This window comes from Streptacidiphilus sp. MAP12-20 (genome assembly GCF_041262525.1).
Taxonomy (GTDB): domain Bacteria; phylum Actinomycetota; class Actinomycetes; order Streptomycetales; family Streptomycetaceae; genus Streptacidiphilus.
Window position 1 is genome coordinate 81327 of the sequence record NZ_JBGCCK010000016.1, and the last position, 25104, is coordinate 106430.

Annotated in this window: 27 protein-coding genes and 1 tRNA gene; 18 read left to right on the forward strand and 10 right to left on the reverse strand. The window is 70.9% G+C overall.

The window, feature by feature from the left end; all coding sequences use genetic code 11:
- The first annotated feature begins 10 nt into the window (after positions 1 to 10).
- A complete protein-coding gene (locus tag ABIA32_RS22075) occupies positions 11 to 1375 on the forward strand; it encodes an FAD-binding oxidoreductase (protein WP_370098105.1) in 1365 nt (454 codons plus the stop codon).
- 7 nt (positions 1376 to 1382) lie between these two features.
- On the opposite strand, the gene ABIA32_RS22080 is transcribed toward ABIA32_RS22075, so the two are convergent.
- On the reverse strand, positions 1383 to 1928 hold the full coding sequence (locus ABIA32_RS22080; RefSeq protein WP_370098108.1) for a hypothetical protein: 546 nt from the start codon (positions 1926 to 1928) through the stop codon (positions 1383 to 1385).
- Between the two features lie 61 nt (positions 1929 to 1989).
- Here ABIA32_RS22080 and ABIA32_RS22085 point away from each other — a divergent pair, with 61 nt between their 5' ends.
- The 4 genes from ABIA32_RS22085 (at position 1990) to ABIA32_RS22100 (ending at position 7444) form a co-directional block, all read left to right on the forward strand.
- Positions 1990 to 2679 carry a response regulator transcription factor gene (locus ABIA32_RS22085; protein ID WP_370098110.1) on the forward strand — a complete coding sequence of 230 codons (690 nt, stop codon included), beginning with the start codon at positions 1990 to 1992 and terminating at the stop codon, positions 2677 to 2679.
- On the forward strand, positions 2676 to 4064 hold the full coding sequence (locus tag ABIA32_RS22090) for a sensor histidine kinase (RefSeq protein ID WP_370098113.1): 1389 nt from the start codon (positions 2676 to 2678) through the stop codon (positions 4062 to 4064). Before ABIA32_RS22085 ends, ABIA32_RS22090 begins: the two co-directional genes overlap by 4 nt.
- Before the next feature lie 409 nt (positions 4065 to 4473).
- Entirely contained in the window at positions 4474 to 5976 is a 1503-nt protein-coding gene (locus ABIA32_RS22095) for a cellulose binding domain-containing protein (RefSeq protein ID WP_370098115.1), read from the forward strand.
- 124 nt (positions 5977 to 6100) lie between these two features.
- Positions 6101 to 7444 (forward strand): glycosyltransferase 87 family protein, encoded by a 1344-nt coding sequence (locus ABIA32_RS22100; RefSeq protein WP_370098118.1) that lies wholly within the window; start codon positions 6101 to 6103, stop codon positions 7442 to 7444.
- 32 nt (positions 7445 to 7476) lie between these two features.
- Here ABIA32_RS22100 and ABIA32_RS22105 read toward each other — a convergent pair whose 3' ends face one another.
- Complete coding sequence (locus ABIA32_RS22105; RefSeq protein ID WP_370098121.1) at positions 7477 to 7935, reverse strand: SsgA family sporulation/cell division regulator; 459 nt, start codon at positions 7933 to 7935, stop codon at positions 7477 to 7479.
- Positions 7936 to 8162: 227 nt separating this feature from the next.
- On the opposite strand from ABIA32_RS22105, the gene ABIA32_RS22110 reads away from it, so the two are divergent.
- Both ABIA32_RS22110 and ABIA32_RS22115 read left to right on the forward strand, forming a co-directional pair.
- Positions 8163 to 10085 carry an RDD family protein gene (locus ABIA32_RS22110; protein ID WP_370098124.1) on the forward strand — a complete coding sequence of 641 codons (1923 nt, stop codon included), beginning with the start codon at positions 8163 to 8165 and terminating at the stop codon, positions 10083 to 10085.
- A gap of 81 nt (positions 10086 to 10166) precedes the next feature.
- Entirely contained in the window at positions 10167 to 10796 is a 630-nt protein-coding gene (locus tag ABIA32_RS22115; RefSeq protein ID WP_370098127.1) for an RDD family protein, read from the forward strand.
- Between the two features lie 86 nt (positions 10797 to 10882).
- Here ABIA32_RS22115 and ABIA32_RS22120 read toward each other — a convergent pair whose 3' ends face one another.
- The 3 genes from ABIA32_RS22120 to ABIA32_RS22130 all read right to left on the reverse strand — a co-directional run bounded on the left by ABIA32_RS22120 (position 10883) and on the right by ABIA32_RS22130 (position 13381).
- Entirely contained in the window at positions 10883 to 11137 is a 255-nt protein-coding gene (locus tag ABIA32_RS22120) for a hypothetical protein (protein WP_370098129.1), read from the reverse strand.
- A gap of 209 nt (positions 11138 to 11346) precedes the next feature.
- Positions 11347 to 11940 (reverse strand): isochorismatase family protein, encoded by a 594-nt coding sequence (locus tag ABIA32_RS22125; RefSeq protein ID WP_370098132.1) that lies wholly within the window; start codon positions 11938 to 11940, stop codon positions 11347 to 11349.
- Positions 11941 to 12067: 127 nt separating this feature from the next.
- Positions 12068 to 13381 (reverse strand): nicotinate phosphoribosyltransferase, encoded by a 1314-nt coding sequence (locus tag ABIA32_RS22130; protein WP_370098135.1) that lies wholly within the window; start codon positions 13379 to 13381, stop codon positions 12068 to 12070.
- Between the two features lie 101 nt (positions 13382 to 13482).
- On the opposite strand from ABIA32_RS22130, the gene clpS reads away from it, so the two are divergent.
- The 8 genes from clpS to ABIA32_RS22170 all read left to right on the forward strand — a co-directional run bounded on the left by clpS (position 13483) and on the right by ABIA32_RS22170 (position 17855).
- Complete coding sequence (clpS, locus tag ABIA32_RS22135) at positions 13483 to 13824, forward strand: ATP-dependent Clp protease adapter ClpS (RefSeq protein WP_370098137.1); 342 nt, start codon at positions 13483 to 13485, stop codon at positions 13822 to 13824.
- Positions 13825 to 13834: 10 nt separating this feature from the next.
- Positions 13835 to 14413, forward strand: a complete 579-nt coding sequence (locus ABIA32_RS22140; RefSeq protein WP_370098140.1) for a DUF2017 domain-containing protein — start codon at positions 13835 to 13837, stop codon at positions 14411 to 14413.
- Positions 14414 to 14574: 161 nt separating this feature from the next.
- A complete protein-coding gene (locus tag ABIA32_RS22145; RefSeq protein WP_370098143.1) occupies positions 14575 to 15003 on the forward strand; it encodes a Mov34/MPN/PAD-1 family protein in 429 nt (142 codons plus the stop codon).
- A gap of 122 nt (positions 15004 to 15125) precedes the next feature.
- Positions 15126 to 15230 (forward strand): putative leader peptide, encoded by a 105-nt coding sequence (locus ABIA32_RS22150; protein WP_370098146.1) that lies wholly within the window; start codon positions 15126 to 15128, stop codon positions 15228 to 15230.
- Between the two features lie 121 nt (positions 15231 to 15351).
- Entirely contained in the window at positions 15352 to 15630 is a 279-nt protein-coding gene (locus ABIA32_RS22155) for a MoaD/ThiS family protein (RefSeq protein ID WP_037605375.1), read from the forward strand.
- A gap of 1 nt (position 15631) precedes the next feature.
- The gene (locus tag ABIA32_RS22160) at positions 15632 to 16600 is read left to right on the forward strand and encodes a PLP-dependent cysteine synthase family protein (protein ID WP_370098150.1); all 969 of its coding nucleotides are present in this window, start codon (positions 15632 to 15634) and stop codon (positions 16598 to 16600) included.
- A gap of 164 nt (positions 16601 to 16764) precedes the next feature.
- Complete coding sequence (locus ABIA32_RS22165; protein WP_370098152.1) at positions 16765 to 16956, forward strand: helix-turn-helix transcriptional regulator; 192 nt, start codon at positions 16765 to 16767, stop codon at positions 16954 to 16956.
- Positions 16957 to 17108: 152 nt separating this feature from the next.
- Positions 17109 to 17855 (forward strand): MBL fold metallo-hydrolase, encoded by a 747-nt coding sequence (locus tag ABIA32_RS22170; protein WP_370098155.1) that lies wholly within the window; start codon positions 17109 to 17111, stop codon positions 17853 to 17855.
- Positions 17856 to 17885: 30 nt separating this feature from the next.
- On the opposite strand, the gene ABIA32_RS22175 is transcribed toward ABIA32_RS22170, so the two are convergent.
- The 3 genes from ABIA32_RS22175 to ABIA32_RS22185 all read right to left on the reverse strand — a co-directional run bounded on the left by ABIA32_RS22175 (position 17886) and on the right by ABIA32_RS22185 (position 21968).
- Positions 17886 to 19118 (reverse strand): PTS transporter subunit EIIC, encoded by a 1233-nt coding sequence (locus ABIA32_RS22175; protein WP_370098158.1) that lies wholly within the window; start codon positions 19116 to 19118, stop codon positions 17886 to 17888.
- Between the two features lie 134 nt (positions 19119 to 19252).
- Positions 19253 to 20515: a PTS transporter subunit EIIC gene (locus ABIA32_RS22180; protein WP_370098161.1), complete on the reverse strand. Its 1263-nt coding sequence runs from the start codon at positions 20513 to 20515 to the stop codon at positions 19253 to 19255.
- Between the two features lie 205 nt (positions 20516 to 20720).
- Positions 20721 to 21968 (reverse strand): PTS transporter subunit EIIC, encoded by a 1248-nt coding sequence (locus ABIA32_RS22185; protein WP_370098164.1) that lies wholly within the window; start codon positions 21966 to 21968, stop codon positions 20721 to 20723.
- Positions 21969 to 22201: 233 nt separating this feature from the next.
- Here ABIA32_RS22185 and ABIA32_RS22190 point away from each other — a divergent pair, with 233 nt between their 5' ends.
- From ABIA32_RS22190 to rdgB, 3 genes are all read left to right on the forward strand, one after another.
- Positions 22202 to 22438: a glucose PTS transporter subunit EIIB gene (locus ABIA32_RS22190; RefSeq protein ID WP_037605368.1), complete on the forward strand. Its 237-nt coding sequence runs from the start codon at positions 22202 to 22204 to the stop codon at positions 22436 to 22438.
- A gap of 117 nt (positions 22439 to 22555) precedes the next feature.
- Positions 22556 to 23281: a ribonuclease PH gene (rph, locus tag ABIA32_RS22195; RefSeq protein ID WP_370098167.1), complete on the forward strand. Its 726-nt coding sequence runs from the start codon at positions 22556 to 22558 to the stop codon at positions 23279 to 23281.
- 13 nt (positions 23282 to 23294) lie between these two features.
- Entirely contained in the window at positions 23295 to 23897 is a 603-nt protein-coding gene (gene rdgB / locus ABIA32_RS22200; RefSeq protein WP_370098170.1) for an RdgB/HAM1 family non-canonical purine NTP pyrophosphatase, read from the forward strand.
- 77 nt (positions 23898 to 23974) lie between these two features.
- Here the strand turns inward: rdgB and ABIA32_RS22205 are convergent.
- Positions 23975 to 24058 (reverse strand) — tRNA-Leu (locus ABIA32_RS22205).
- 13 nt (positions 24059 to 24071) lie between these two features.
- A complete protein-coding gene (locus ABIA32_RS22210) occupies positions 24072 to 24737 on the reverse strand; it encodes an HNH endonuclease signature motif containing protein (RefSeq protein ID WP_370098173.1) in 666 nt (221 codons plus the stop codon).
- Positions 24738 to 25104 lie beyond the last annotated feature (367 nt).

A 25104-nucleotide genomic window follows, 5' to 3' on the forward strand; every position in this document is an offset into this window, starting at 1 on the left:
GCACAGGCGAATGAGCGATCTCGTCGACCGGTTGCGCGAGGGGCTGCCCGAGGCCGCCGTCGTGCAGGATCCGGATGTCGCCGCCGCCTACCAGCAGGACATGGCGGGCTTCTGCGAGTCCGCCGTGCCCGCGGCCGTGGTCTTCCCCGAGACGGTCGAGCAGGTCCAGCACGTCATGCGAACCGCGACCGAGCTGCGCGTCCCCGTCGTGCCGCAGGGGGCACGGACGGGGCTGTCGGGGGCGGCCAACGCCGTCGCGGGCTGCATCGCGCTCTCGCTGGTGAAGATGAACCGGATCCTGGAGCTCGACCCGGTCGACCGGATCGCCGTGGTCGAGCCCGGCGTGATCAACGCCGATCTCTCGCGCGCCGCGGCCCGGCACGGGCTCAGCTATCCGCCGGACCCGTCCAGCTGGGAGTCGTGCACGGTCGGCGGCAATATCGGCACCGGCGCGGGCGGGCTCTGCTGCGTGAAGTACGGCGTCACCGCCGAGTACGTGCTCGGGCTCGACGTCGTGCTGCCGGACGGCCGGCTGCTGCGGACCGGCCGCCGCACCGCCAAGGGCGTGGCCGGCTACGACCTGACCCGGCTCTTCGTCGGCGCGGAGGGCACGCTGGGTGTGGTCGTCGGCGCGGTCCTCGCCCTGCGCCCGGCCCCGCCGCCGCAGCTGGTGCTGGCGGCGGAGTTCGCGTCCACGGACGAGGCCTGCACGGCGGTCTGCGCGGTGATGGCGGCCGGGCACGTGCCCTCGCTGATGGAGCTGATGGACACCACCACCGTCCGCGCGGTCAACGCGATGGCGCAGATGGGCCTGCCGGATTCGACGGCGGCGCTGCTGCTGGTCGGCTTCGACAGCCTGGACCCGGCCTCCGACCTGGCCGCCGTCGGCGAGCTCTGCCGCGAGGCGGGCGCCACGGAGGTGGTCCCGGCCTCGGACAGCGGCGAGTCCGAACTGCTGCTCCAGGCGCGGCGGCTGGCCCTGCCGGCGCTGGACCGGCTGGGCACGACGATGATCGACGACGTGGCGGTGCCGCGCACCCGGCTGGCCGAGATGCTGGCCGGCGTCGCGCGGATCGGCCGCGACTACGAGCTGACGATCGGCGTCTGCGCGCACGCCGGTGACGGCAACACCCACCCGGTCGTCGTCTTCGACGCCAAGGACGAGGCGGAGTCCGCGCGGGCGCGGGCCTCCTTCGACGCGATCATGGCGCTCGGCCTGGAGCTGGGCGGCACGATCACCGGCGAGCACGGGGTCGGCCTGCTCAAGAAGGAGTGGCTGGCCCGCGAGCTCGGCCCGGTCGGGCTGGAGCTCCAGCGGCAGGTCAAGGCGGTGTTCGACCCGCTGGGCATCATGAACCCGGGCAAGCTGTTCTGAACCCTGGCTACTGCGGCGACACCCAGGTCGACACCAGCGGAGGGTGGCCGTTCCAGGTGACGTAGAACGCGGAGTCGGTGGAGCCGGAGGTGAAGTCGACACGGAGCCACTGGTCGCCCGTGTAGACGTGCATCGACCAGCCGCTGTCCGGCGTCGCGGAGACCAGGTTCGCCGAGCTCGCTCTCATCGAGACGGCGACCCGGCCGCCCTGGGGCGTGTAGCTCTTGACGTCGCCGGAGGGGGAGGCCGAAGCGGAGGCCGACCCAGATGGCGAGGCCGGGGTCGGGGAGGGGGTGGTCGAGTGCGGGTGTCCGGGCGTCGCGGTCGCGCTGTGGTGCGCGGCGGATGGGGCCGGGATCTGAGTCGCGCTGCCGATGGCCGGCGGCAGCGGGGACGGAGTGCCCGAGCCGGAGCCGGCGACGGAGAGGGCGAGGGCGGTCGGCTGGTGGTAGCCGTCGTCGCCCAGCACGCGGTGGACGCCGTACCAGGACACCCCGACGGCCGCCCCGGTCGCGGCTGCCCACGCGGCTGCCTGTACCAGCTCTCTTCGCACGGAGCCAGTATGCCGCCCCAGTAGTACTGGCGATTACCCCTTATGGCGTAGCGTCACCGCCATGGCAACAGTGCTTGTGGTCGAGGACGATCCGTTTGTTCGTTCTGCCCTGATTCGTCACCTCACCGACGCCGGTCACTCGGTCCGCAGCGTGGGCACGGCGCTGGAGGCGCTGCGCGAGGTCGCGCAGGTCGGCTGCGATCTGGTCATCCTCGATCTCGGCCTGCCCGACCTCGACGGCGGCGAGGCACTGAAGATGATCCGCGGGCTGACCGACACCCCGGTCATCATCTCCACGGCCCGCGACGAGGAGGCGGAGATCATCCGCCTGCTCAACGACGGCGCGGACGACTACCTGGTCAAGCCGTTCTCCGCCGAGCACCTCGCGGCCCGGATGGCGGCGGTGCTGCGCCGGGCCGGTGCGGGCGGCGCGGGCGGACAGCTGCTTCAGGCCGGCGGGCTGCGGATCGACCTGCAGCGGCGCGAGGCGGTTCTGGACGGGAACGAACTCGATCTGACCCGCCGCGAGTTCGACCTGCTCTCGTACCTGGCGGGCCGCCCCGGCGTGGTCGTCTCGCGGCGCGAACTGCTCGCGGAGGTCTGGCGGCAGCCGTACGGGACCGACCAGACGATCGACGTGCACCTGTCCTGGCTGCGCCGCAAGCTCGGCGAGACGGCGTCCCGCCCGCGCTACCTGCACACTGTGCGCGGGGTCGGCGTCCGGCTCGATGTCCCGGTGGACGCGCTGTGAGGTGGGCCCTCTTCAAGGTCTGCGTCGCGGTCACCACGATGGTGGCGCTGGCCTTCCTGATCCCCCTGGGCCTGATGGTCCGCGACAGCGCACGCGAGCGCGCCTTCACCGCAGCGGAACGGCAGGCGGCGACGGTCGGCCCGGCGCTCGCGATCACCACCGACCAGAACGCGCTGCGCCGCGCGCTCGCCAGCTCGCAGGACGGCGCGGCCGGACTGATCGCCATTCACCTGCCGCAGGCGGCGGGCGGTAGCGGTAGCAGTGGCGGCGGTTTCGCGGTCGTCGGAACAGAGCGGGCGAGCGAGAGCGCGGTCGTCGCGGCGGCGGCGAACGGACGCAGCGGAACCATCGGCGTGAACGGCGGGTTCGCCTACCTGGAGCCGGTCGCGGTGAGCGACGGCCGGGTGGCCGTGATCGAGGTCTACATCCCCGACTCCGCGCTGACCAGGGGCGTCACCTCGGCGTGGCTGGTGCTGAGCGGCGTCGCGATCGTGTTGGTGCTCATCTCGGTCGCGGTCGCCGACCGGCTCGGCACGCGCATCGTCGGCTCCGCGCGCCGGCTCGCGAACGCGGCCCGCGCGCTCGGCGGCGGCGACCTCGCGGTCCGCGTCCCACAGGCGGACGGCAGCCCGCCGGAGCTGCGCGAAGCCGCCGAGGCGTTCAACGCGATGGCGGACCGGGTGGTCCGCCTGGTCGCGGCGGAACGTGAGCTGGCCGCCGACCTCTCGCACCGGCTCCGCACGCCCCTGACGGTGCTGCGGCTCAACGCGGCGTCGCTCGGCCAGGGCGTCGCCGCGGACCAGACCCGGCACGCGGTGGCGCAGCTGGAACGCGAGGTCGACCAGATCATCCGTGCGGTGCGCGGGCGTGGCGTCGAACAGACGGCGACCGGCGCGGACCCGGTGGCCTGCGACGCGGCGGAGGTCATCCGCGACCGCGCCGAGTTCTGGTCCGCGCTGGCGGAGGACGAGGACCGGCCCTGGCAACTGGCGGGTGCGGAGCGCCCGGTGCGGGTGCCGGTCGCTGCGGCAGAGTTGGGGGCGGCGCTGGACGCGATGCTCGGCAATGTGTTCCGGCACACGGCGCAGGGCACTGCGTTCGCGATCGACGTGCACGAGACGGGTGACGGCGTCATCGTCCTGGTCTCGGACGCGGGCCCGGGCATCGCCGACCCGGAGTCGGCGCTGCGGCGTGGCGTCGGCGCGGAACGCGAGGGCTCGACCGGCCTGGGCCTCGACATCGTCCGCAGGGTCGCCGAGGGCACGGGCGGCGACGTGGCGATCGGCGGATCCGTGCTGGGCGGCACGGAAATCCGCGTCCGTCTCCTGTTGCAGCCGCTCACCACGCCCCAACGCCGCCCCCGCCGCGCCCGCGCCGCTCGCTGACGCGCGCGTCCAGTTGCACCCTCCGGGGGCGCGGGGAACTGCGCGAGCAACCACCCTGTGCGGATGGCCCTGCGCGTTGAGGACCATCCGCATGCCGGTGGCTTGTCGCGCAGTTCCTCGCGCCCCTGATGGTGCAACGGGCCCTCCGTCGTGACCTGTCGCGTCTGTGGGGTTGCAACTGGCTGTCCGCGGTCAGATGCGGAGCGAGTTCTTCCTTAACGGGGTCCTAAGTGCGTACTACCTCCGTCTGAGCAGGCTCAATCCGTCCCCGGTGAGGGGCTAGCGTCGCGGACGACGGATCGCGCGGCGGTGGTGACCCGGCGTCAGCCGGTGGGCTTCCCCTCTTTCCCCACAGGGGTGCCGCCGCGCGGACCTCGCTTCCCCGACCGCACCGTGGAGGTACTCCCGCATGACCAACCACGCCCGCCGATCCCGCCGCCGTCCGCGCCGTCGCGCCCTGCTGGGGGCGACCGCCGTCGCCGTCGTACTCGCCGGCGGCGGCGCCGTCGCGCTCGCCGCAGGAGCGAACGCGGCGAGCGTGGGCGCCGTCTACTCGACCACCAGCGACTGGGGGAACGGCTACAGCGGTCAGTACGACGTCAGCAACCCCACCTCTGGGACGATCAGCAACTGGAAGCTGAGCTTCGACCTGCCGGCCGGCGCCAGCATCAGCTCGCTCTGGAACGCCAGCTACACCGCCAGCGGCCAGCACGTCACGGTCACCCCCGCCAACTGGGACAGCACCCTCGCGTCCAGCCAGCACGCCGTCGTGGGCTTCGTCGTCCAGGGCTCTGGCGCGCCGGTGAACTGCACCATCAATGGCGCCGACTGCTCCACCGGCACCGCGCCGACCCCGTCCGGCCAGCCGACGACCAGCACCCCCACGCCGACCGTCGTGCCCACCCCGAGCAAGACGGCGACCCCGACGGCCACCCCGACAAAGACGCCCACCCCCACTCCCACGCCTACGGCAACCAGCACCGGCAGCGCCTCCGGCGCCGGCTTCTCGCCGTACATCGACACCTCCCTCTACCCCGCCTACGACATGGTCGCCACCGCCAAGGCGACGGGCGTGAAGAATTTCAACCTCGCCTTCATCGTCGACGGCGGCAGCTGCACGCCCAAGTGGGGCGGCGTCACCGCGCTGACCAACGACGGCGTGCCCGGCCAGATAGGCGCGCTGCGCGCGCTCGGCGGGGACGTCAGGGTCTCCTTCGGCGGGGCGAACGGCACCGAGCTCGCCGACTCCTGCACCAGCGTGAGCGCGCTCACCGCCGCGTACCAGAAGGCGATCGACGCCTACGGTCTGACGAAGATCGACTTCGACGTCGAGGGCGCCGCCGCCAGCGACACCGCCGGAATCGCGCGCCGCAACCAGGCCATCGCGCAGCTCCAGGCGACGGCCCGGGCCCAGGGCAAGACCCTGGACGTCTCGTTCACGCTCCCGGTGCTGCCCTCGGGCCTGGTCCAGTCCGGGACGGACCTGCTCCAGGGCGCCAAGACCGCCGGCGTCTCCGTCTCCGCCGTCAACGTGATGGCCATGGACTTCGGCGACTGGGCCGCGCCGAGCCCGAGCGGCAAGATGGGCCAGTACGCCATCGACTCCGCGACCGCGACCCAGGCGCAGGTCAAGAGCATCTTCGGCTGGGACGACGCCACCGCGTGGAAGCACGTGGCGGTCACCCCGATGATCGGCGTCAACGACACCAGCGACGAGGTCTTCGGCGTCGCCGACGCCGCGCAGCTGGCGCAGTTCGCCTCGGGCAAGCACCTCGATTGGCTGTCGATGTGGTCCGCGACGCGTGACGCAGAGTGCTCGGGCGGGGCCAAGACCTACGCCGACGCGACCTGCAGCAGCATCGTTCAGTCGCCGCTGGCCTTCACCAAGGCGTTCGGCGCCTACACCGGCTGACCCAAACCCGCAGGTCGGAGGCGGAGCGCGGATCGGGGGAACCCGAGCTGGCTCCGCCTTCGTCATGTGTGGGAGCGTGGTCTTCGATTAGTGTCACGCAGGGTTGGCGGAGAAGGAGCATTGCGTGGCCAGGGTCAGTAGAGGAATCAGCCCTGCGCGGGTCGTCCGGGACGTCAGGGACACCCTGCGCGAGGCTCCACGTCGCACCACGATCATCGCGGGCCTGGTGGGGCTCGGCTCCCTGCTCGCCTACGCGGTGCTGCGGCACTTCGCCCACGTGTCGATGATCGACGCGCTGGTCTACCAGGCCGAGGGCAGGGCCGTGCTGCACGGCCAGGACCTCTACCAGCTGCGCGTGATAGACGGCGACGCGTCGCTGCCCGCCACCTACCCGCCGTTCGCGGCGATGCTCTTCACGCCGGTGGCGCTGCTCTCGGTGAGCGCGCTGCGGGTCGTGGTCACCAGCGTCAACCTGGTGCAGCTCGCGGTCGTCGCGTACCTGTCCTGCAAGCTCGCCGACTGGCCCAGGCGTCCGCTGCGCCCGGCCGCGGTGATGCTGGTGACCGGCCTCGGCGTCTGGCTGGAACCGGTCTGGACGACGCTGCGCTACGGGCAGATCAACCTGCTCATCCTCGCCCTGGTCCTCTACGACCTGACGCTGCCCGACAGCTGCCGCCGCAAGGGCATCGCCATAGGCCTGGCCGCCGGGCTCAAGGTGACGCCGGGCTTCTTCGTGCTCTATCTGCTGCTCACGCGCCGCTACCGGGCGGCCGCGACGGCGGCGGCGGCCGGGGCGTCCACCGTGCTGTTCGGGCTGCTGGTGCTGCCTCACGCGACCTGGGACTTCTGGACGAAGGAGCTCTACGACACCACGCGCGTCGGCAAGGAGTTCATCGTCGACAACCAGTCGCTGCGCGGCCTGGTGGACCGTCTGCTGAGCAGCACGCACACGGGGCTCTCGACGATGGCGCTCGTGGCGCTGACCGTCGTCGTCGGCCTCGGGACCGCCGTGCTGATCGACCGCCGCTGCGGCGGGATGCCGCGCGCGCGGGCCTGGTCGGTGGTGACGGTGGGCGTGACGATGGTGCTCATCTCGCCGATCAGCTGGACGCATCACTGGGTGTGGTGCGTGCCGCTGATGGTCCTGCTCGCGGCGGAGGTGTCGGCGGAGCGGCGCCGGGGCGTCCCCGGGTGGCCGGGCCGGCGGTGGTGGCTGCTGAGGCTGGGCACGGGCTTCGCGTTCTGCTCCTTCGCGATGTGGGCGGTCCCGCACCGGAGCTGGACGAAGGTGAACGTTCCTGCGTATCTGCAGCCGATGGCGTCGGTGTACGCGCTGTACGGACTGGCCTTCCTGGCGTTCGTCGCCCTGCGGGTGCGGCGTCGGCTGGGCGCCGGGCCCGGTGCGCCGGGGACCGTGTGGGGCGGGACCGCTGCGCGCGAGCGGCCCCGCGCGGGCGCGCGGGGCTGAGAAGAGGCCAGGCGGGGGACGAAGCGCTTCGGTCAGGAACTGCCCAGCAGGTCGGCCAGGGCCGCGTCCACGTCGAGCACGGAGGCCTCCGTGCCGGGCGGGACCAGTCGCAGCGTCCGCTCCAGCCAGGAGGCGACCGGCGCGGCCGGGGCCTCCAGCAGCGCGTCCCCCGCGGGCGAGCTCAGCGCGAGGCAGAGCAGGGCGCGTCCGCCGACGCGGGTCGGCCAGATCCGGACGTCCCCGTTGCCGCAGGCGCGGAAGACGCCCTCGACCAGCAGCTCGCGGGAGAAGACCCAGGTCACCGGGGAGTCCTGCCCCAGGTGGAAGGTGACGTGGACGGCGTAGGGGTCGTCCGCGCAGTACATCAGCAGGGCCGGTACCGGCACGCCTCGCTCGGGCGAGAGCACCAGCTGCACCGTCAGCTCCTGCTGAACGCACGCGTGGGCGGTCGGCTCGTCGTGGTGCTCGTTGCGGTGGTCTGCGGCGGCCATGGTCGGCACTCCCCTTCTCGTTCTCTGCTCGCGGTGCGGGCGTTTCACAGGGAGAGAGCGCGGTCGGTCCCGCCTCTTACAGTGGTTTGCGAGGTTTTTCGCGTGAGTTCCGGGGGTGCGGTACTACGCTTTGTGACGCGGTGAGGACGCGTCGTGTTCGGACGGCGCCCGGGCCTTGCCCGCCGCCGACCCCAGACACGAGCAGCGACGAAGCGGGAACGCACCCAATGACCGTTCAGCCCCCCGCGGAGCGCCCCGCGCCCGGCTACTACCCAGACCCTTCGATCCCCGGCTTCGTCCGCTACTGGGACGGCCAGGTGTGGACGCCCGGCAGCGCGCGGCCCGCGCCGGTGGACGGCGCGCCGATGCCGCCGCCGCCGAGGTCGGGCTCGCGGGGCGGCGGCGTGCAGGTGGCTCCGCCGCCGCCTCCTTCCCGGCACGGGGTGGAGGAAACGGGGCCGGTCTTCCTCGACGAGACGGGCGCGGCGGCGCTGGTCCTTCCGGAGCCGGTGGCGTCCATCGGCGACCAGCCGCAGGGCCCGCCGTCCGTCTGGGGCGCCTCGCCCGAGTCGCAGCGCGGCCTGCTGGAGACGGACGCCGTCCCGCGCTGGGTCTCCTGGGGAGTGCCCGAGCCCGCCGCGCGCGCGTCGGTCACCCCGGGCACGCCGGAGGCCGACGCCGACGAGGAGCTGGCCTCCGCCCTCCGGCTCGCCCTCACCCAGACCCGCCGCGCCCAGCTCCCACCCGCCTCCCACTACGAATCGCCGCTCCCTCCCGCCCCCACGCCACCCGCGTCCGGCCTCCCCACCACCCCGACCCCCGGCACCCCCCGCCACCCCGACCTCGCCTGGACGGCGGACACCCCGCTGGCGGCTGAGGGATGGGCTGACGGTGAGGTTCAGCCGTCATCGGGAGCCGGTCTGGCGGGCCCCGGTGCCGCCGGGCATCGCGCGGCTCCTGGAGTTGCCGAGGGCCTGCATGCCTCCGGCGCCCTGACGGGCGGTGCCGCGCCCGGCGGGCAGCGGTCGGCCGCGGGGTGGGCGGAGCACGGGTCCGGCCCCGCCGGGGCGGGTGTCGCGCCCGGCGCGGGGCGGGTGGCTGACGGATGGGTGGACGGCCAGGCCCCGCTGGTGGCGGAAGCCGACCCGGCCTGGCATCGCACGGGCTCGGGGGTTGCCCCAGGCGTGCCGGCCTTCGGCGCCGCCGGGTCGGGCAGTGAAGTTGGCGCGGCGGGGCCCGGTGCCTCGTATCGTGCCCCCGCGTCCGCGGCCGGCGCGGGGCGGGCGGCTGTCGGGTGGGCGGACGGTGCTGCGCAGGGGGCACCGGGAGCCGGTCTGGCTGGCCCTGGTGCCGCCGGGCATCGCGCGGGTCCTGGAGTTGCCGAGGGCCTGCACGCCTCCGGCGCGGGCGGTGCTGCTGCGCCCAGCGAGCGGCGGACGGCCGCTGGGTGGGCGGACGGTGAAGCCCGGTCGGCGCCTGGGGTCGGTGTCGCCCCTGGCACCTCCGCTCCCCGCCCGGGTTGGGCAGAGGACAGGGCTCCGTCGCTGAACGGCGCGCCTCCGGCGGGCGGCGCCGCGACGCAGAGCGAGAGGGAGCCCGGCGGCTCGTCGCGATCGTCCGCAGGGGTCGGCGCCCGCGGCGGCGCGGGGCCGCGGCGGCAGCGGGCCGTGAGGCCCGCGCTGCTCGGGCCGCGGATCGGGGCGAGGCTCATCGACACGCTGGTGGCGTACGCGCTCGTCGGCGTGCTCGGCGTCGTGCTCGTACAGCGGGTCGTCGCCCATCTGCAGGCGCGGATCGACCTGGCCCGCGCCAGCGGCGTCCCGCAGACGGTCTGGCTCGTCGACGGAACCGTGCTCGCGGACGCCGGCATCCTGCTCGGCGCGCTGCTCGCCGTCGGCGTGCTCTACGAGGCGATCCCCACCGCCGTCTGGGGCCGGACGCTGGGCAAGGCGAGCTTCGGGCTCACCGTGCTCGACGCCCGGACGAAGGCCCGCCCGTCCCTCGGCAGCGCCCTCCTCCGCACCGCTCTGTGCCAGACCTTCGTCTTCCTCCTCGTCGGCGTTCTGGAGCTGGTCCCCTGCGCCGCCGACCGGCGTCTGCGTCAGAGCTGGCACGACAAGCTGTCCCGCACCTTCGTGGCCAAGCGCTGACGCGAGCGGGCGGCCAGTCAATCATCAGGAAACGCCCCAAGATCCGACAAACCGTGCAATCGGAATGCTTGACTCCTGTCTATGACGACACCTGAGCCCGCGGGCGAGCCGACGCCGCCCTCCTTCGACAAGGACCGGCCGAGCTCGGGCGGTTCACCGTACGGAGGCTCCCCGTACGACAGTCCGCCGGCGGACCCCTACGCCAACCCGTATGCCGCGCAGGGCGGGGGAGGCGGCCAGCCCTACTACAGCGCTCCCGGCCCGACGGACACGGCCCTCGGCATGCCGCCGCTCGCCGCCTTGGGCAAGCGGCTCCTCGCGCGGATCATCGACTACCTGATCCTGCTGATCGTCGCCGTCCCGCTGTCGATCATCGCGGCCGTGGCCAACAGCCACGACCGCCAGGGCCTGAGCGTGATGGCCCAGGTGGTGTCGCTGTTCGCGGCCTTCCTCTACGAGGGCCTGATGCTGACGCGTGCCGGTGGACAGACCGTCGGCAAGAAGGTCATGAAGATCCGTGTCGCGAACCTCGCCGACGGCTCCGCGCCGACCGAGAAGAGCGGGTGGACGCGGGCGGCGGTGTGGGACCTGCCCGCCATCCTCTGCTGTGGCTGGCAGATCGTGGACGCCCTCTGGTGCACCTGGGACCAGCCGTACCGGCAGTGCCTGCACGACAAGGCCGCCAAGACTGTCGTCGTCGACGCGATCTGAGCCGACGCCAGACCATCGGTACCCCACGGACACGGCGCGGCGCCCCGGGCAGGGGGCGCCGCGCCGTCTGTTCGAGTTCGCTCGGGTCAGTGATTGACCCGCTCGCGTTCCGGGATGGACTCGACCGCAGGCGGGCTGCCCTGCGCGACGACGCGGGAGCCGGCCGGGACCCGCGTCCTTCCGCGCCGCGTCGCGGCGAAGGTGCCGAGGGTGAGGCCGACCAGGACGAGCAGGGTGATCGTGAGCACGCCCTGCGCGCCGGAGAGGGCCAGCAGGGCGACCGTCGGGCCGACCACGGCGAGCGTGCCGAGGCCCAGCTGAGAGGGGGTCAGTCGTGGCATGGCTGTTCCGTCCTTCGCTTCGGGACTGCGGGCCACGCCACGGAACAATCGGGGCCCGCCGGGGGAGGGTCGAGCGGGGACAAAGCTGTTCGTACGGCAGATACCCCGTGCATGTGCCGGTCAGCCCAGGCTAACCTCAGCACCCGGAGCACAGGGGGGCGCACGGGATCACGAGACCTCGTTCGGACCCGCGTCGAAATCCTCTCCGATCAGCCCGCCAGAACCACTGGAGTCCCGGTCAAGGCCACCCCGGCCTCCCGCAGTTGGATCAACGCGGTCTCCGTCGTGGTCTTCGCCACACCTGCCGTCAGATCCAGCAGCACGCGGGTGGTGAACCCCTCGCGCGCCGCGTCCAGCGCGGTCGCCTTCACGCAGTGGTCGGTCGCGATGCCCACGACGTCGACCTCGGACACGGCGTGGGCCCGCAGCCAGTCGCCCAGCCCGACGCCGTTCTCGTTGACGCCCTCGAAGCCGCTGTACGCCGCCGCTCGCGCGCCCTTGTCGAAGACGGCCTCGACCGCGCCCGAGGTGACGGACGGAGCGAAGTTCGGATGGAAGCCGACGCCCTCGGTGCCGGCGACGCAGTGCACCGGCCAGCTGTCGCGGAAGTCCGGATGGGCGGAGAAGTGCGGACCGGGGTCGATGTGGTGGTCGCGGGTGGCGATCACGTGGTCGTAGCCGGACGTGCTCTCGGCCACGAGATCGGTGATCGCGGCAGCCACCTCCGCGCCCCCGGCGACGGGCAGGCTGCCGCCCTCGCAGAAGTCGTTCTGCACGTCCACGATGATCAGTGCGCGGTGCATGGCGGTGACTCTCCTCGACGCGATGTCTTCACGGTGTCGCAGTCTGTTGCAAGCAGCGTAGGGAGGGGCGGGGTGTTGCGCGAGAGGTAGCGAGTACCGCTTGACACGCGCCGCGACCGCCCCCCGCTCAGCCCTCCAGGTACTCGGTCGGGATGACCGGGTCGCCCTTCGACAACTGTGTTGCCGACAGTGGAAGTTGGCCGCGTGAGCGGAGATGCCTGACGCGTGCCTCGGCCAGCGGCTCGCGACCGACGATCTCGCCCTCCCTGACCAGCTCCCGATGGAGCAGGCTCTCCCGCAGGGTGCCGGGCACCTCACCGGTGCCGACGACCTCGGCCTCCGCCACTGCCTCCGCGTCCAGCCGCCGCGCGGCCCACTTGCGGCCGCCCCGGCTCGCCTTCGCGCCGGCCGAGCGCTTGGCGACCGGCACCAGCGGCGAGTCCGGGTCGGTGGACGTGCCGCGCGCGACCAGCTTGTAGACCATCGAGCAGGTCGGCTGCCCGCTGCCCGTGACCAGCGAGGTGCCGACGCCGTAGGCGTCCACGGGGGCCGAGGCGAGCGCGGCGATGGCGTATTCGTCCAGGTCGCTGGTGACCACGATCCGGGTCTTGACCGCGCCCAGCTCGTCCAGCTGGCGTCGGACCCGGTGGGCCAGCATCAGCAGGTCGCCGGAGTCGATCCGGACCGCGCCCAGGTCGGGGCCGGCCACCTCGAGCGCGGTGCGGACGGCCTCGCCCACGTCGTAGGTGTCGATCAGGAGGGTGGTGCCACGGCCCATCGACTCGATCTGCGCGGTGAAGGCGTCCCGCTCGGTGTCGTGCAGCAGGGTGAACGCGTGGGCGGCGGTGCCGCTGGTCGGGATCCCGTACTGGAAGCCGGCCTGCAGGTCGGAGGTGCTGCCGAAGCCCGCGACGTACGCGGCGCGCGCGGCGGAGACGGCGGCGGCCTCATGGGTGCGCCGGGCGCCCATCTCGATCATCGGCCGGTCCCCGGCGGACGCGGACATCCGGGAGGCGGCCGCGGCGATGGCCGAGTCGTGGTTGAGGATCGACAGGATCGTCGTCTCCAGGATCACCGCCTCGGCGAAGCTGCCCTCGACCACGAGCAGCGGCGAGCCGGGGAAGTAGCACTCGCCCTCGCCGTAGCCGCGGATGTTGCCCGTGAAGCGGTAGTCCGCGAGCCAGCGCAGCGTGTCCTCGTCGACGACGCGCTGGTCGGCCAGCCAGTCCAGCTGGGGCGTGGTGAAGCGGAAGTTCTCGACCGCGTCCAGTACCCGGCCGGTCCCGGCGGTCACGCCGTAGCGGCGACCCTCGGGCAGCCGACGGGTGAACACCTCGAAAACCGAGTGCCGATGCGCCGCGCCGCTGCGCAGTGCGGCCTGGAGCATGGTGAGCTCGTAGCGGTCGGTCAGCAGGGCGGTCGACGCCGGTGCAGCATCCATGCACATCATCGTACCGCGAATACTCGTCACTTTGACGATTTCTCCCGACGATGATCACCCGGACGGCCCCCGGATCGCTTCACGATCGCCCGGATGGCAGCATGGTGGGTGCATCAGCGGATCGAAGAGGAGTGCCAGCCGTGAGCGTCGCGCCGGTGGAGATCGAGCGCACGGAGTCGGAATCGGCGCCCTTCGAGGTGCCCGACCCCGACGTGCCGTGGGTGACGATCGTCCACAACGACCCTGTTAACTTGATGTCCTACGTCGTCTACGTCTTCCAGGCGTACTTCGGCTACCCCAAGGAGAAGGCCCGTCAGCTGATGCTCGACGTGCACCACAAGGGGCGTGCCACGGTCTCCAGCGGTACCCGCGAGGAGATGGAGCGGGACGTCCAGGCGATGCACGGTTACGGGCTGTGGGCCACGTTGCAGCACGACAAGTGACGGGCGATCGATGACCGGTCTGTTCAAGCGCGCCCACGGTGGCGGCGCGCAGCTCACCCTCGACCCGGTCGAGGCCTCCATTCTGCGCAGTCTGGTCGTGCAGATGCTGGAACTGATCGGCCCGGGACCGGCCGGCGACGAGTCCGCCGCGGACTACGATCCGCTGGCTGCGCTGTTCGCGGAGGGCCCGAGCGAGGCCCCCACCGACCCGGCTCTCGCGCGCCTCTTCCCCGACGCGTACGCCTCGGGCCCGGACGCGGACGAGCAGTCGGCGGAGTTCCGCCGCTTCACCGAGAACGACCTGCGCGCGCGCAAGCGCGACGACGCGCTCGCCCTGGTCCGCGCGCTGGACGGCGCGGAGCTTGACCGGCGCGGGCGGCCGGTGATCAAGCTCGACGCGGCGGGCTGCGGGCGCGCGCTGGGCGCGCTGAACGACTTGCGCCTCACGCTGGGCAGCCGGCTGGAGGTGGACGAGGACGACGACTCGCTCTACTCCTTGCCGGACGAGGACGAGCGCAAGCCCTTGGTGATGGCGTACCTGTGGCTCGGAGGGCTCCAGGAATCGCTGCTCGACGTTTTGATGAGCTGACTGGGGTTCGTTGCACTATCTGGGGGCGCGAGGAACTGCGCGACAAGCCACCCACGTAGCTGCTGATCCGAACGCGCAGGTCCATCCGCACCGGGTGGTTGCTCGCGCAGTTCCCCGCGCCCCTGGAGAGTGCAACTTCTCGGCTGCCTATTCTTAAGGCCATGCTGACCATCACCCGCGAACTGCATGACGCGATCGTCGCCCACGCCCGGGCCGATCACCCCGATGAGGCCTGTGGCGTGATCGCCGGGCCGGCAGGCAGCGGGCGGCCGGAGCGATTCATCCCCATGCTCAACGCCGCGCGCTCGCCCACCTTCTACGAGTTCGACTCGGGTGACCTGCTCAAGCTCTACCGGGAGATGGACGATCGCGACGAGGAGCCCGTCGTGATCTACCACTCGCACACGGCCACCGAGGCGTACCCCTCGCGGACCGACGTCTCCTACGCGTCCGAGCCGAACGCCCACTACGTACTCGTCTCCACCGCCGACTGCGGCAACGACGAGGGTCCGTTCCAGTTCCGTTCGTTCCGCATTGTGGACGGCGTGATCACAGAGGAAGACGTCGAGGTCGTCGACGCCGCCGCGTGAGGCCGACGGAGGGGCCCGGCGCGGCGCGTCGGGCCCCTCGCGTTTTCGGTATGCGAGACGAAAACGTCCGTCCAGTGGGACAGGGATCCCCTTTCGGGGGCGGGAATCTATACGATGACCCCATGCGTTCCGTCGACATGAGCACTCACGCGCCCGGCATCCGCCTCGTGGCGCGGCTGCACGTCGACCTGTGCCGCCTTGCCAGCGCCATCTGTCGCGCCGTCTGAGCCTGCCGCAGCCGCCACCCTCCGTAACGCGCCGCAACACAATCCCGCCGCGCGCCCCGCGCCGCGCGACGCCTCCTGCCTGCTTTCGTCTTCTCCCACGAGCCCACCCTGGAGTGCAGCCATGGCCATCGAGGTCCGCATCCCGACCATCCTCCGCACCTACACCGACGGCGCCAAGGCCGTCGAGGGCAGCGGCGACACCCTGGACGCCCTCTTCAGCGACCTCGACGCCCGCCACCCCGGCCTGCGCGAGCGCCTCGTCGACGCCGGCGAGCTGCGCCGCTTCGTCAACGTCTACCTGAACGACGAGGACGTCCGCTTCCTGGCCGGCATCAACACCGCCCTCGCCGCGGGCGACAACGTGACGATCCTGCCCGCCGTCGCGGGCGGCGCGCGCTGAGATGAAGTACGACACCCCCCTCGAAGCCGTCGGCAACACCCCCCTCGTCGGCCTGCCGCGCATCAGCGCGGGCGTGCCGGGCAACGAGGCGGGTGTCGTACGCCTGTGGGCGAAGCTGGAAGACCGCAACCCGACCGGTTCGATCAAGGACCGTCCCGCGCTGCACATGATCGAGCGCGCCGAGGCGGACGGCCGGCTCACCCCCGGCTGCACGATCCTGGAGCCCACCAGCGGCAACACCGGGATCTCGCTGGCGATGGCGGCCAAGCTCAAGGGCTACCGCATGGTCTGCGTGATGCCGGAGAACACCAGCGAGGAGCGGCGCGAGCTGCTGCGCATGTGGGGCGCCGAGGTCATCCCGTCCCCGGCGGCGGGCGGCTCCAACACCGCCGTCCGCGTCGCGAAGGAGCTGGCGGCGGAGCACCCGGACTGGGTGATGCTCTACCAGTACGGCAACCCCGACAACGCGGGCGCGCACTACGCCGGCACCGGCCCGGAGATCCTGGCCGACCTGCCGACCGTCACCCACTTCGTCGCCGGGCTGGGCACCACCGGCACGCTGATGGGCGTCGGCCGATTCCTGCGCGAGAAGGTCCCCGGCGTGCAGATCGTCGCCGCCGAGCCGCGCTACGACGACCTGGTCTACGGCCTGCGCAACCTCGACGAGGGCTTCGTCCCCGAGCTCTACGACGCCCAGGTGCTGACGACGCGCTTCTCCGTCGGCTCGGCCGACGCCGTGCGCCGCACCCGCGAGCTGCTGCAGCTGGAGGGCATCTTCGCGGGCGTCTCCACCGGGGCGATCCTGCACGCGGCGATCGGCGTCGCGCGCAAGGCCGCGCAGGCGGGGGAGCGGGCGGACGTGGTCTTCGTCGTCGCCGACGGCGGCTGGAAGTACCTGTCGACCGGCATCTACACCGCAGAGACGACGGAAGAAGCCGTCGAGGCACTCCAGGGCCAGCTCTGGGCGTAGCGCCCCCTTCTCGAAGAGACAGTGCCGAACCGGGATTCTTTATCCGTTTCCCGCCTCGAAACCGTCACAGAACGCCCACAGGCACCGATGGCGGGAGCTTCCCCTCGTTGGGCCGGAAAACGCTGGATTCCAGCAGTTTCCGCGCCCGACGGAGGAGGCCCCCCATGAGCTCCGCTGACCTGTGGTCCTACCGAGAGATCGCCGCGCACATCGGCGTCAAGCCGGAGACCGTCAAGTCCTACCGACGCCAGGGCATTCTCCCCGCCCCCGACGTGGTCACCTCGTTCGGTCAACCACGCTGGTACGCCGACACGATCCGAGCATGGGTGCGACGCCGCCCGCACAACCGCGAGTGAGGCCGCCGACGGGCCCCCTCGTCCTGGTGATTCCGACCACAACCGGCCCCGTGGGCGGGAGCGCGAGCCCGCTGCCGCCTTACTCTCGAACCTCACGAACTCACGACCTCACGGCAATGGTGCCGTGTGTGTGAGCACGCGGAGGGCGCGGCATGGAACTGACGGTGGTGGGGAGCTCCGGGAGCTTTCCCTCGGCTGACTCGCCCTGCTCCTGCTACCTGGTCGAGGCGGACGGCTTCCGGCTCGTGGTCGACCTGGGCAACGGCGCGCTCGGTGCGCTGCAGAAGTACACCGGGCTCTACGACGTCGACGCGGTCCTGCTGAGCCATCTGCACGCGGACCACTGCGTGGACATGTGCGCGTACTACGTCGCCCGCAACTACCGCGTCGAGGGCTGCCCGGACCCGGTGCCGGTCTTCGGCCCGGCCGGCACGGCCGAGCGGCTGGCGCGCGCGTACGACATGGACGAGCACCCGGGGATGAAGGAGGTCTTCGACTTCCACACCCTGCGCGAGGGCAGCTTCGAGCTGGGCCCGCTGACGATCACGGCCGTGCGCGTCGCCCACCCGGTCGAGGCATACGGCTTCCGGATCGCACACGGCGGGAGCTCGTTCGTCTACACCGGCGACACCGGCCCCTGCGAGCAACTGGTCACCCTCGCCGAGGGCACCGACCTGCTGCTCTCCGAGGCCGCGTACACGCACGGCAAGGAGGAGTACGTCGACGTGCACCTCAACGGCCGCCAGGCCGGCGAGCTGGCGGCGCGCGCCGGCGTCGGCCGTCTTGTGCTGACGCACATCCCCCCGTGGACGGACCCGCAGCGCAACGCGCTGGACGCGGCCGAGGCATACGACGGCCCGGTCGAGCTGGCTCGACCGGGCGCGCTGTACGAACTCTGACGGGGTGTTACGTCCCGGTCCTTCAGGCCGTCAGGCCTTCGTCACGTCCTCGATCTGCTCCTCGGGTTCACGGCCCGGGGTGGTGAGGTTGAACTTCACGATGGCGAAGCGGAACACGGTGTAGTAGACCGCCGCGAAGACCAGGCCGATCGGGATGATCAGCCACGGCTTGGTGGCGAGGTTCCAGTTGAGCACGTAGTCCAGCAGGCCCGCCGAGAAGGTGAAGCCGTGGTGGACGCCCAGCGCCCAGGTGACCGCCATGGAGACACCGGTCAGCAGCGCGTGGATCACGAAGAGCACCGGCGCGATGAACATGAACGCGAACTCGATCGGCTCGGTCACGCCGGTCACGAAGGCGGTCAGCGCGACCGACAGCATCATGCCCGCGACGACCTTGCGGCGCTCCGGGCGCGCGGTGTGCACGATCGCCAGCGCGGCGGCCGGGAGGCCGAACATCATGATCGGGTAGAAGCCGCCCATGAACTGACCGGCGCTCGGGTCGCCCGCGAAGAAGCGGTTCAGGTCGCCGTGGACACCGTGATAGGTGCCGACCTGCTGCCAGAAGAAGGTGTTCACGAACTGGTGCATGCCGATCGGCAGCAGCAGGCGGTTGACGAAGCCGAAGATCCCGGCGCCCAGCGGGCCGAGGCCGATCAGCCAGTTGGAGAAGTGGTCCAGCTGGGAACCGACCGGGCCCCAGATCAGACCGAAGACCACGCCGACCAGGGTGCCGACGAAGGCCATCTGGATCGGGACGAGGCGGCGGCCGTTGAAGAAGCCGAGCCAGTCGACCAGCTTGGTCCGGTGGTACTTCTGCCACAGCACGGCGGCCAGCAGGCCGATCACGATGCCGCCCAGGACGCCGGGATCCTGCGGCTTGCCGTCAGGGAGAGCGGCGGTGACGGTGCCGGCCTGCGGGAAGACGGTCAGAACCTGCTTGAACACCAGGTAGCCGACCATCGCGGCGAGCGCGGTGGAGCCGTCCGCCTTCTTGGCGAAGCCGATGGCCACGCCGATGCAGAAGAGCAGCGGCATGTTGTCGAAGACGCCGTGTCCGGCGGCGGCGAAGACGGCGGCGACCTTGCCCCAGTGCAGACCCTTGGGGCCGAAGACGTCGTCCTGGCCGAGACGGAGCAGGATGCCCGCCGCCGGGAGGACGGCGATCGGCAGCTGGAGGCTGCGGCCGAGCTTCTGGAGGCCTTGGAGGGGGCCCGCGCCCCGCTTCTTTGCGGGGGCCACCGTGCCGGCGGTGGTTGCGCTCATGGTGTTCCCTAACGATAAGAATGGTCTACACCACAGTGGTTTAGACCATGTGGTGTAGACCATTCTTAGCACGGCTTTATGGACCGAGGCCCCTCCGTGTCGGAGTTGTGATGTTTCGGAGCGCTGGCCTCCGTTTACGCCTTGGTGACGTCCTCGATCTCGCCCTCGGGCTCGCGGCCGGGGGTCTGCAGGTTGAACTTCGTGATCGCGAAGCGGAAGAGCGCGTAGTAGATCACCGCGAAGACCAGCCCGATCGGGATGATCATCCAGGGCTTGGTGGCCAGGCTCCAGTTGAGCCCGTAATCGATCAGACCGGCGGAGAAGGTGAACCCGTCGTGGACGCCCATGGCCCAGGTGACCGCCATCGAGACGCCGGTCAGCAGCGCGTGGATGCCGTAGAGGACCGGGGCGATGAACATGAAGGAGAACTCGATCGGCTCCGTCACGCCGGTGACGAACGCGGTCAGACCGACGGAGACCATCATGCCCGTCACCGCCTTGCGGCGCTCCGGGCGGGCGCAGTGCGCGATCGCGAGGGCGGCCGCGGGGAGGGCGAACATCATGATCGGGAAGAACCCGGTGAGGAACTGACCCGCCGTCGGGTCGCCGTGCATGAAGCGCGGGATCTCGCCGTGCCAGACCTTGCCGTGGGCATCGGTGTAGGAGCCGACCGTCTGCTGGAAGAAGGTGTTCAGGAACTGGTGCATGCCGACCGGGATGAGCAGGCGGTTCGTGACGCCGAAGATGCCCGCCCCGAGCGCGCCGAGACCGGTCAGCCAGCTGCCGAAGTGCTCCAGGCCGCTGCCGATCGGGCCCCAGGCCAGACCGAACACCACGCCGAGGATCGTGCCGACGAAGGCCATGATGATCGGGACGAGGCGGCGGCCGTTGAAGAAGCCGAGCCAGTCGACCAGCTTGGTGCGGTGGTACTTCTGCCACAGGATGGCCGAGAGCAGACCGACCACGATGCCGCCGAGGACCCCCGGGTCCTGCGGCTTGCCGGCCGGCAGCGCCGCGGTGACCGTACCGGCCATGGGGAAGACCGTCAGCACGTTCTTGAAGACCAGGTAGCCGACGAGCGCGGCGAGCGCGGTGGAGCCGTCCGCCTTCTTGGCGAAGCCGATCGCGACGCCGACGCAGAAGAGCAGCGGCAGGTTGTCGAAGAGCGCGCCACCGGCGGCACTGAACACGTCGGCGACCCTGCCCCAGTGCAGACCCTTCGCGCCGAAGACGTCCTCCTGGCCCAACCGCATCAGGATGCCTGCGGCGGGCAGCACGGCGACCGGCAGCTGGAGGCTGCGGCCGATCTTCTGCATGCCCTGGAGCAGACCGGCGCCGGGCTTGGGCCCGGGCTCGGGCTTGGCGCTCAGTTCGGGAGGTGCGGTGGTCGCGCTCATGGTTCCCCTTGGGTGCGGATCGGTCGGGCCACGGCGGCGTGGTCTAGACCTGTCCTATCAAGGTGAATAAGCGGCGAGTAGGGGATTCCGGGGTAGATCCGCCCATCGTTATCAACTTCGGGGCGGCGGTCCGCGCGGAACGTGACAAGGGTCCCGGGGAAGTGATTCCCAGGGACCCTTGCGCGGGACTGCGCGACGTGCTCGGTCAGTCCTTCGTGATGCCGACCTCGGTGTCTTCGTCCTCGGGCTCGCGGCCGGGCGTCTTCAGGTCGAACCTGGTGATGACGAAGCGGAAAAGCGCGTAGTAGACGACGGCGAACACCACGCCGACCGGGAGGATGATCCAGGGTTTGGTAGCGAGGCTCCAGTTGAGCCCGTAGTCGATCAGGCCGGCCGAGAAGCTGAAGCCGTCATGGACGCCGAGTGCCCAGGTGATCGCCATGGAACAACCGGTCAGCAGTGCGTGAAGACCGTAGAGCGCCGGGGCGAGGTAGGCGAAGGAGAACTCGATCGGCTCGGTGACGCCGGTGATGAGGGAGGTCAGACCGAGGGAGATCATCATCCCGGTCACTTCCTTGCGGCGCTCCGGGCGGGCGCAGTGCGCCATCGCCAGGGCGGCGGCGGGGAGGGCGAACATCATGATCGGGAAGAAGCCGGTGGTGAAGATGCCCGCGCTCGGATCGTGGTGCAGGAAGCGCGGGATGTCTCCCTGGTAGGTCTGCCCCTGGTAGTGCCAGGTGCCGTACTGGAACCACACGTAGGTGTTGAGCAGCTGGTGCATGCCGATCACCAGAAGCAGGCGGTTGGCCACGCCGAAGATGCCGGAGCCGAACCAACCCAGGCTGGTAAGCCAGTTGCTGAAGCTGTTGAGTCCGGAGCCGATCGGCGGCCACAGGTTGACGAAGATGACCGCGAGGGCGAGCCCGACGCCGGCCATGATGATGGGGACGAGGCGGCGGCCGTTGAAGAAGCCGAGCCAGTCGGGCAGCTTGGTGCGGTGGAAGCGCTGCCACAGGAAGCCGGTGATCAGGCCCAGCAGGATGCCGCCCAGCACACCGGGATTCTGGCCGGGGTAGGGGAGGTGCGCGGCCAGGCTCTCCTTGGTCGGGAAGGCGTCCAGGACGGCGCGGTAGACGAGGAATCCGGCTACCGCCGCGAGCGCGGTGGAGCCGTCCGCCTTCTTCGCCATGCCGATGGCCACGCCGATGCAGAACAGAAGCGGCAGGCCGATGTAGGCGTTGAGCAGCGCGCCGCCGGCTGCATTGAAGACCTTGGCGACGTTGTCCCAGCCGAGACCGGTTTTGCCGAACACGTCGTCCTGGCCGAGCGCGTTCAACAGGCCGGCCGCCGGGAGGGCTGCTACCGGGAGCTGAAGACTTCGGCCCATCTTCTGCATGCCGCTGTAGAACGTCTGCCAGGCGGATGGGCCCGCGGTGGCTTGCGCCGTACTCATCTCGACTTCTCCCTGTTTCTCGTGGGCGGAGTCGGGTCCCCCTCTTCCCCTCCTGTTTTTGGCCTGCCCGGGTGATTGGTGTAGACCAGTTAGGTGTGAGGTGTGCCCCGTAGTGCACATCCTTAGGCCGCTTTTAGATCTTCGCTCGCGAAGTTGGGCCATTTGTGCGTTAACGTGACATCTCGGGATAACTGCCATAAGACTGGGTGTCCCGGTTAGAACAGGAGAACCAGATGGCCAGCAAGGCTGAGAAGATCGTCGCGGGACTCGGCGGCATCGACAACATCGAAGAGGTCGAGGGCTGCATCACCCGCCTGCGCACCGAGGTGAAGGACTCCTCCCTCGTCGATGAGGCCGCGCTGAAGGCCGCGGGGGCACACGGCGTCGTCAAGATGGGCACCGCGATCCAGGTCGTCATCGGCACGGACGCGGACCCGATCGCCGCCGACATCGAAGACATGATGGAGTGACGGATTCTCCGTCCGGCTCCATCGGCTGACCGCCCTCGCGAGGGGCACCACGGACGGCCCGCGCCATGCCGCGCGGGCCGTCCGTGACGTATCGGTGCTTTCGGTAGGGTCGAGGGCATGACTCGTATCGACGGCCGCAGCTCCGAACAGCTCCGCCCCATCACCATCGAACGCGGATGGAGCAAGCACGCCGAGGGTTCTGTCCTCGTCTCCTTCGGCGACACCAAGGTGCTCTGCACCGCCAGCGTCACCGAAGGCGTGCCGCGCTGGCGGCGCGGCAGCGGCGAGGGGTGGGTGACCGCGGAGTACGCGATGCTGCCGCGCTCCACGAACACCCGCAGCGACCGCGAGTCCGTGCGCGGCAAGATCGGCGGGCGGACGCACGAGATCAGCCGCCTGATCGGGCGCTCGCTGCGCGGCGTCATCGACCTGCGCGCGCTGTCGGAGAACACGATCGCGCTCGACTGCGACGTGCTCCAGGCGGACGGCGGCACCCGTACGGCAGCGATCACCGGCGCGTACGTCGCGCTGGTCGACGCGGTGCGCTGGGCGCAGGAGAAGAAGATCACGCGCGCGAAGGCCGAGCCGATCGTTGGCTCCGTGGCGGCGGTCAGCGTCGGCATCGTGGGCGGCGTGCCGATGACGGACCTCTGCTACGAGGAGGACGTCCGCGCCGAGACCGACATGAACATTGTCTGCACCGGCGACGGCCGTTTCGTCGAGGTCCAGGGCACGGCGGAGGGCGCGCCCTTCGACCGCGACCTGCTGAACCAGCTGCTGGACCTCGGCCAGCTCGGCTGCGCCGAGCTGGACGCGATCCAGCGCAAGGTCCTCGAGGGCTGAGGCGGCGATCGCGATGCAGAAGCTGATCCTGGCCACCCGCAACGCCCACAAGGTGGGCGAGCTGCGGGCGATCCTCGGTGCGGCGGGCGTGGAGGTCGACCTGGTCGGCGCGGACGCGTTCCCCGAGATCCCCGACGTGGCCGAGACGGGCGTGACGTTCGCGGAGAACGCCCTCCTCAAGGCGCACGCGCTGGCGCGCGCGACGGGGCTCCCCGCGGTCGCGGACGACTCCGGCCTCTGCGTGGACGTGCTCGGCGGAGCCCCGGGCATCTTCTCCGCCCGCTGGGCCGGCCGCCACGGCGACGACCGCGCGAACCTGGAGCTGCTGCTCGCCCAGCTCGCGGACATCGCCGACCCCCACCGTGCCGCGCACTTCGCCTGCGCGGCGGCGCTGGCGTTGCCGGACGGCACGGAACGCGTGGCCGAGGGCCAACTGCGCGGCACCCTCCGCTTCGAGCCCACCGGCTCGGGCGGCTTCGGCTACGACCCGATCCTCCAGCCGGACGGCTACTCCGTCACCTGCGCGGAACTGACCCCGGACCAGAAGAACGCCATCAGCCACCGCGGCGAGGCGTTCCGCGCCTTGGCGCCCGCGCTCCGCGAGCTGCTGGGCTGACGCCGGCTGTCGTGAACGATGAAGGTCCGCTCCGATTAATCCGGAGCGGACCTTCATTTCCAAGGCAAAAGCCCTTGTGCGGCTGAAGGGATTCGAACCCTCACGGTGTCTCCACCACCAGATCCTAAGTCTGGCGCGTCTGCCTGCTTCGCCACAGCCGCCTAAAGGGCCATGTTACTCAAGTGTGTGGCTGGTCGTCTCCATGGTCCGCCGCTTGTTGCGACCGCAGTCCGTATCCGTGATCGCATGGCAGTTGGGGCAGAGGATGCGCAGGTTCTCGATGCGGTTGTCGGACCAGTCGCCGTTGATGTGATCGACTTCGAGGGACAGCGGCTTCCCGCGCCAGATGGGACCGGTGCCGCATTCAGCGCACACGTCCAGGCGCCCAAGCTCGCGCAATGCCTGACGTAGGCGACAGCCGGGGACACGCTTCGCGTTCGACGGTCGCTGGGTCAAGATCTGCGCGGGGGTCAGCTTGGGTCGCCGCTGACCCTTGTTGTGCGCTTGGCCGGTGAAGTGGCCGATGTCGATCCCGCAGGCGCGAATGCGCCTGGCGATGTGGGCCTGGGTGCCGCCTGCCTGTCGTAGCTGCAGGAAGCGCACGACCCCCGCAAAGCTGACCGAGGCTGCCGCCGCTTCGGCGAGCATTTCCGGGGTGTAGACGGAGGCCAGACGACGCTGCGGTGCCAGGAGTCCGAAGGCCAACAGTCGCTTGCGCAGGTATCGCCGCGTGTCCCGATTCGGCTCCTTGCCCAGGCGGCGCAGCATGTCATCGATCTCGCCGCCTTCAGCAACGGCCGCCGTCAGACGCTCTCGCGTGTAGGGCACACGGTTCGCCATGGTCCACCCCCTTCGAAGCGAGGGGAAGATCCGATGCCCTCTCGCTCGCCGCATCCGATCCGTTCTCGTACGGAACAACGAGAGGCGAACGGGTGGGTCGCTATGGGGATCTGTGATGTGAGTCACGGATCGGACTCGGCTGACTCCCAAGCGCGAAGTCGAGGCTCAGGGACTCCGAACGCTCATCCTCTGCGTCGCGCAGCTCGGTGAGGGCTGAGCCGAGCGGCGGTGGGTGCGTGATCGAGTGCGTCCAGGTGGAGGGTGCCCGCATCGGCGGCCCGCTGAAGTGCTCCCTCGGCCATGTCATACATCGTAGATGCGTGTCGGACACCGCTCAAGCGACTTGAGTTGGGCATGTGGTTGAGAC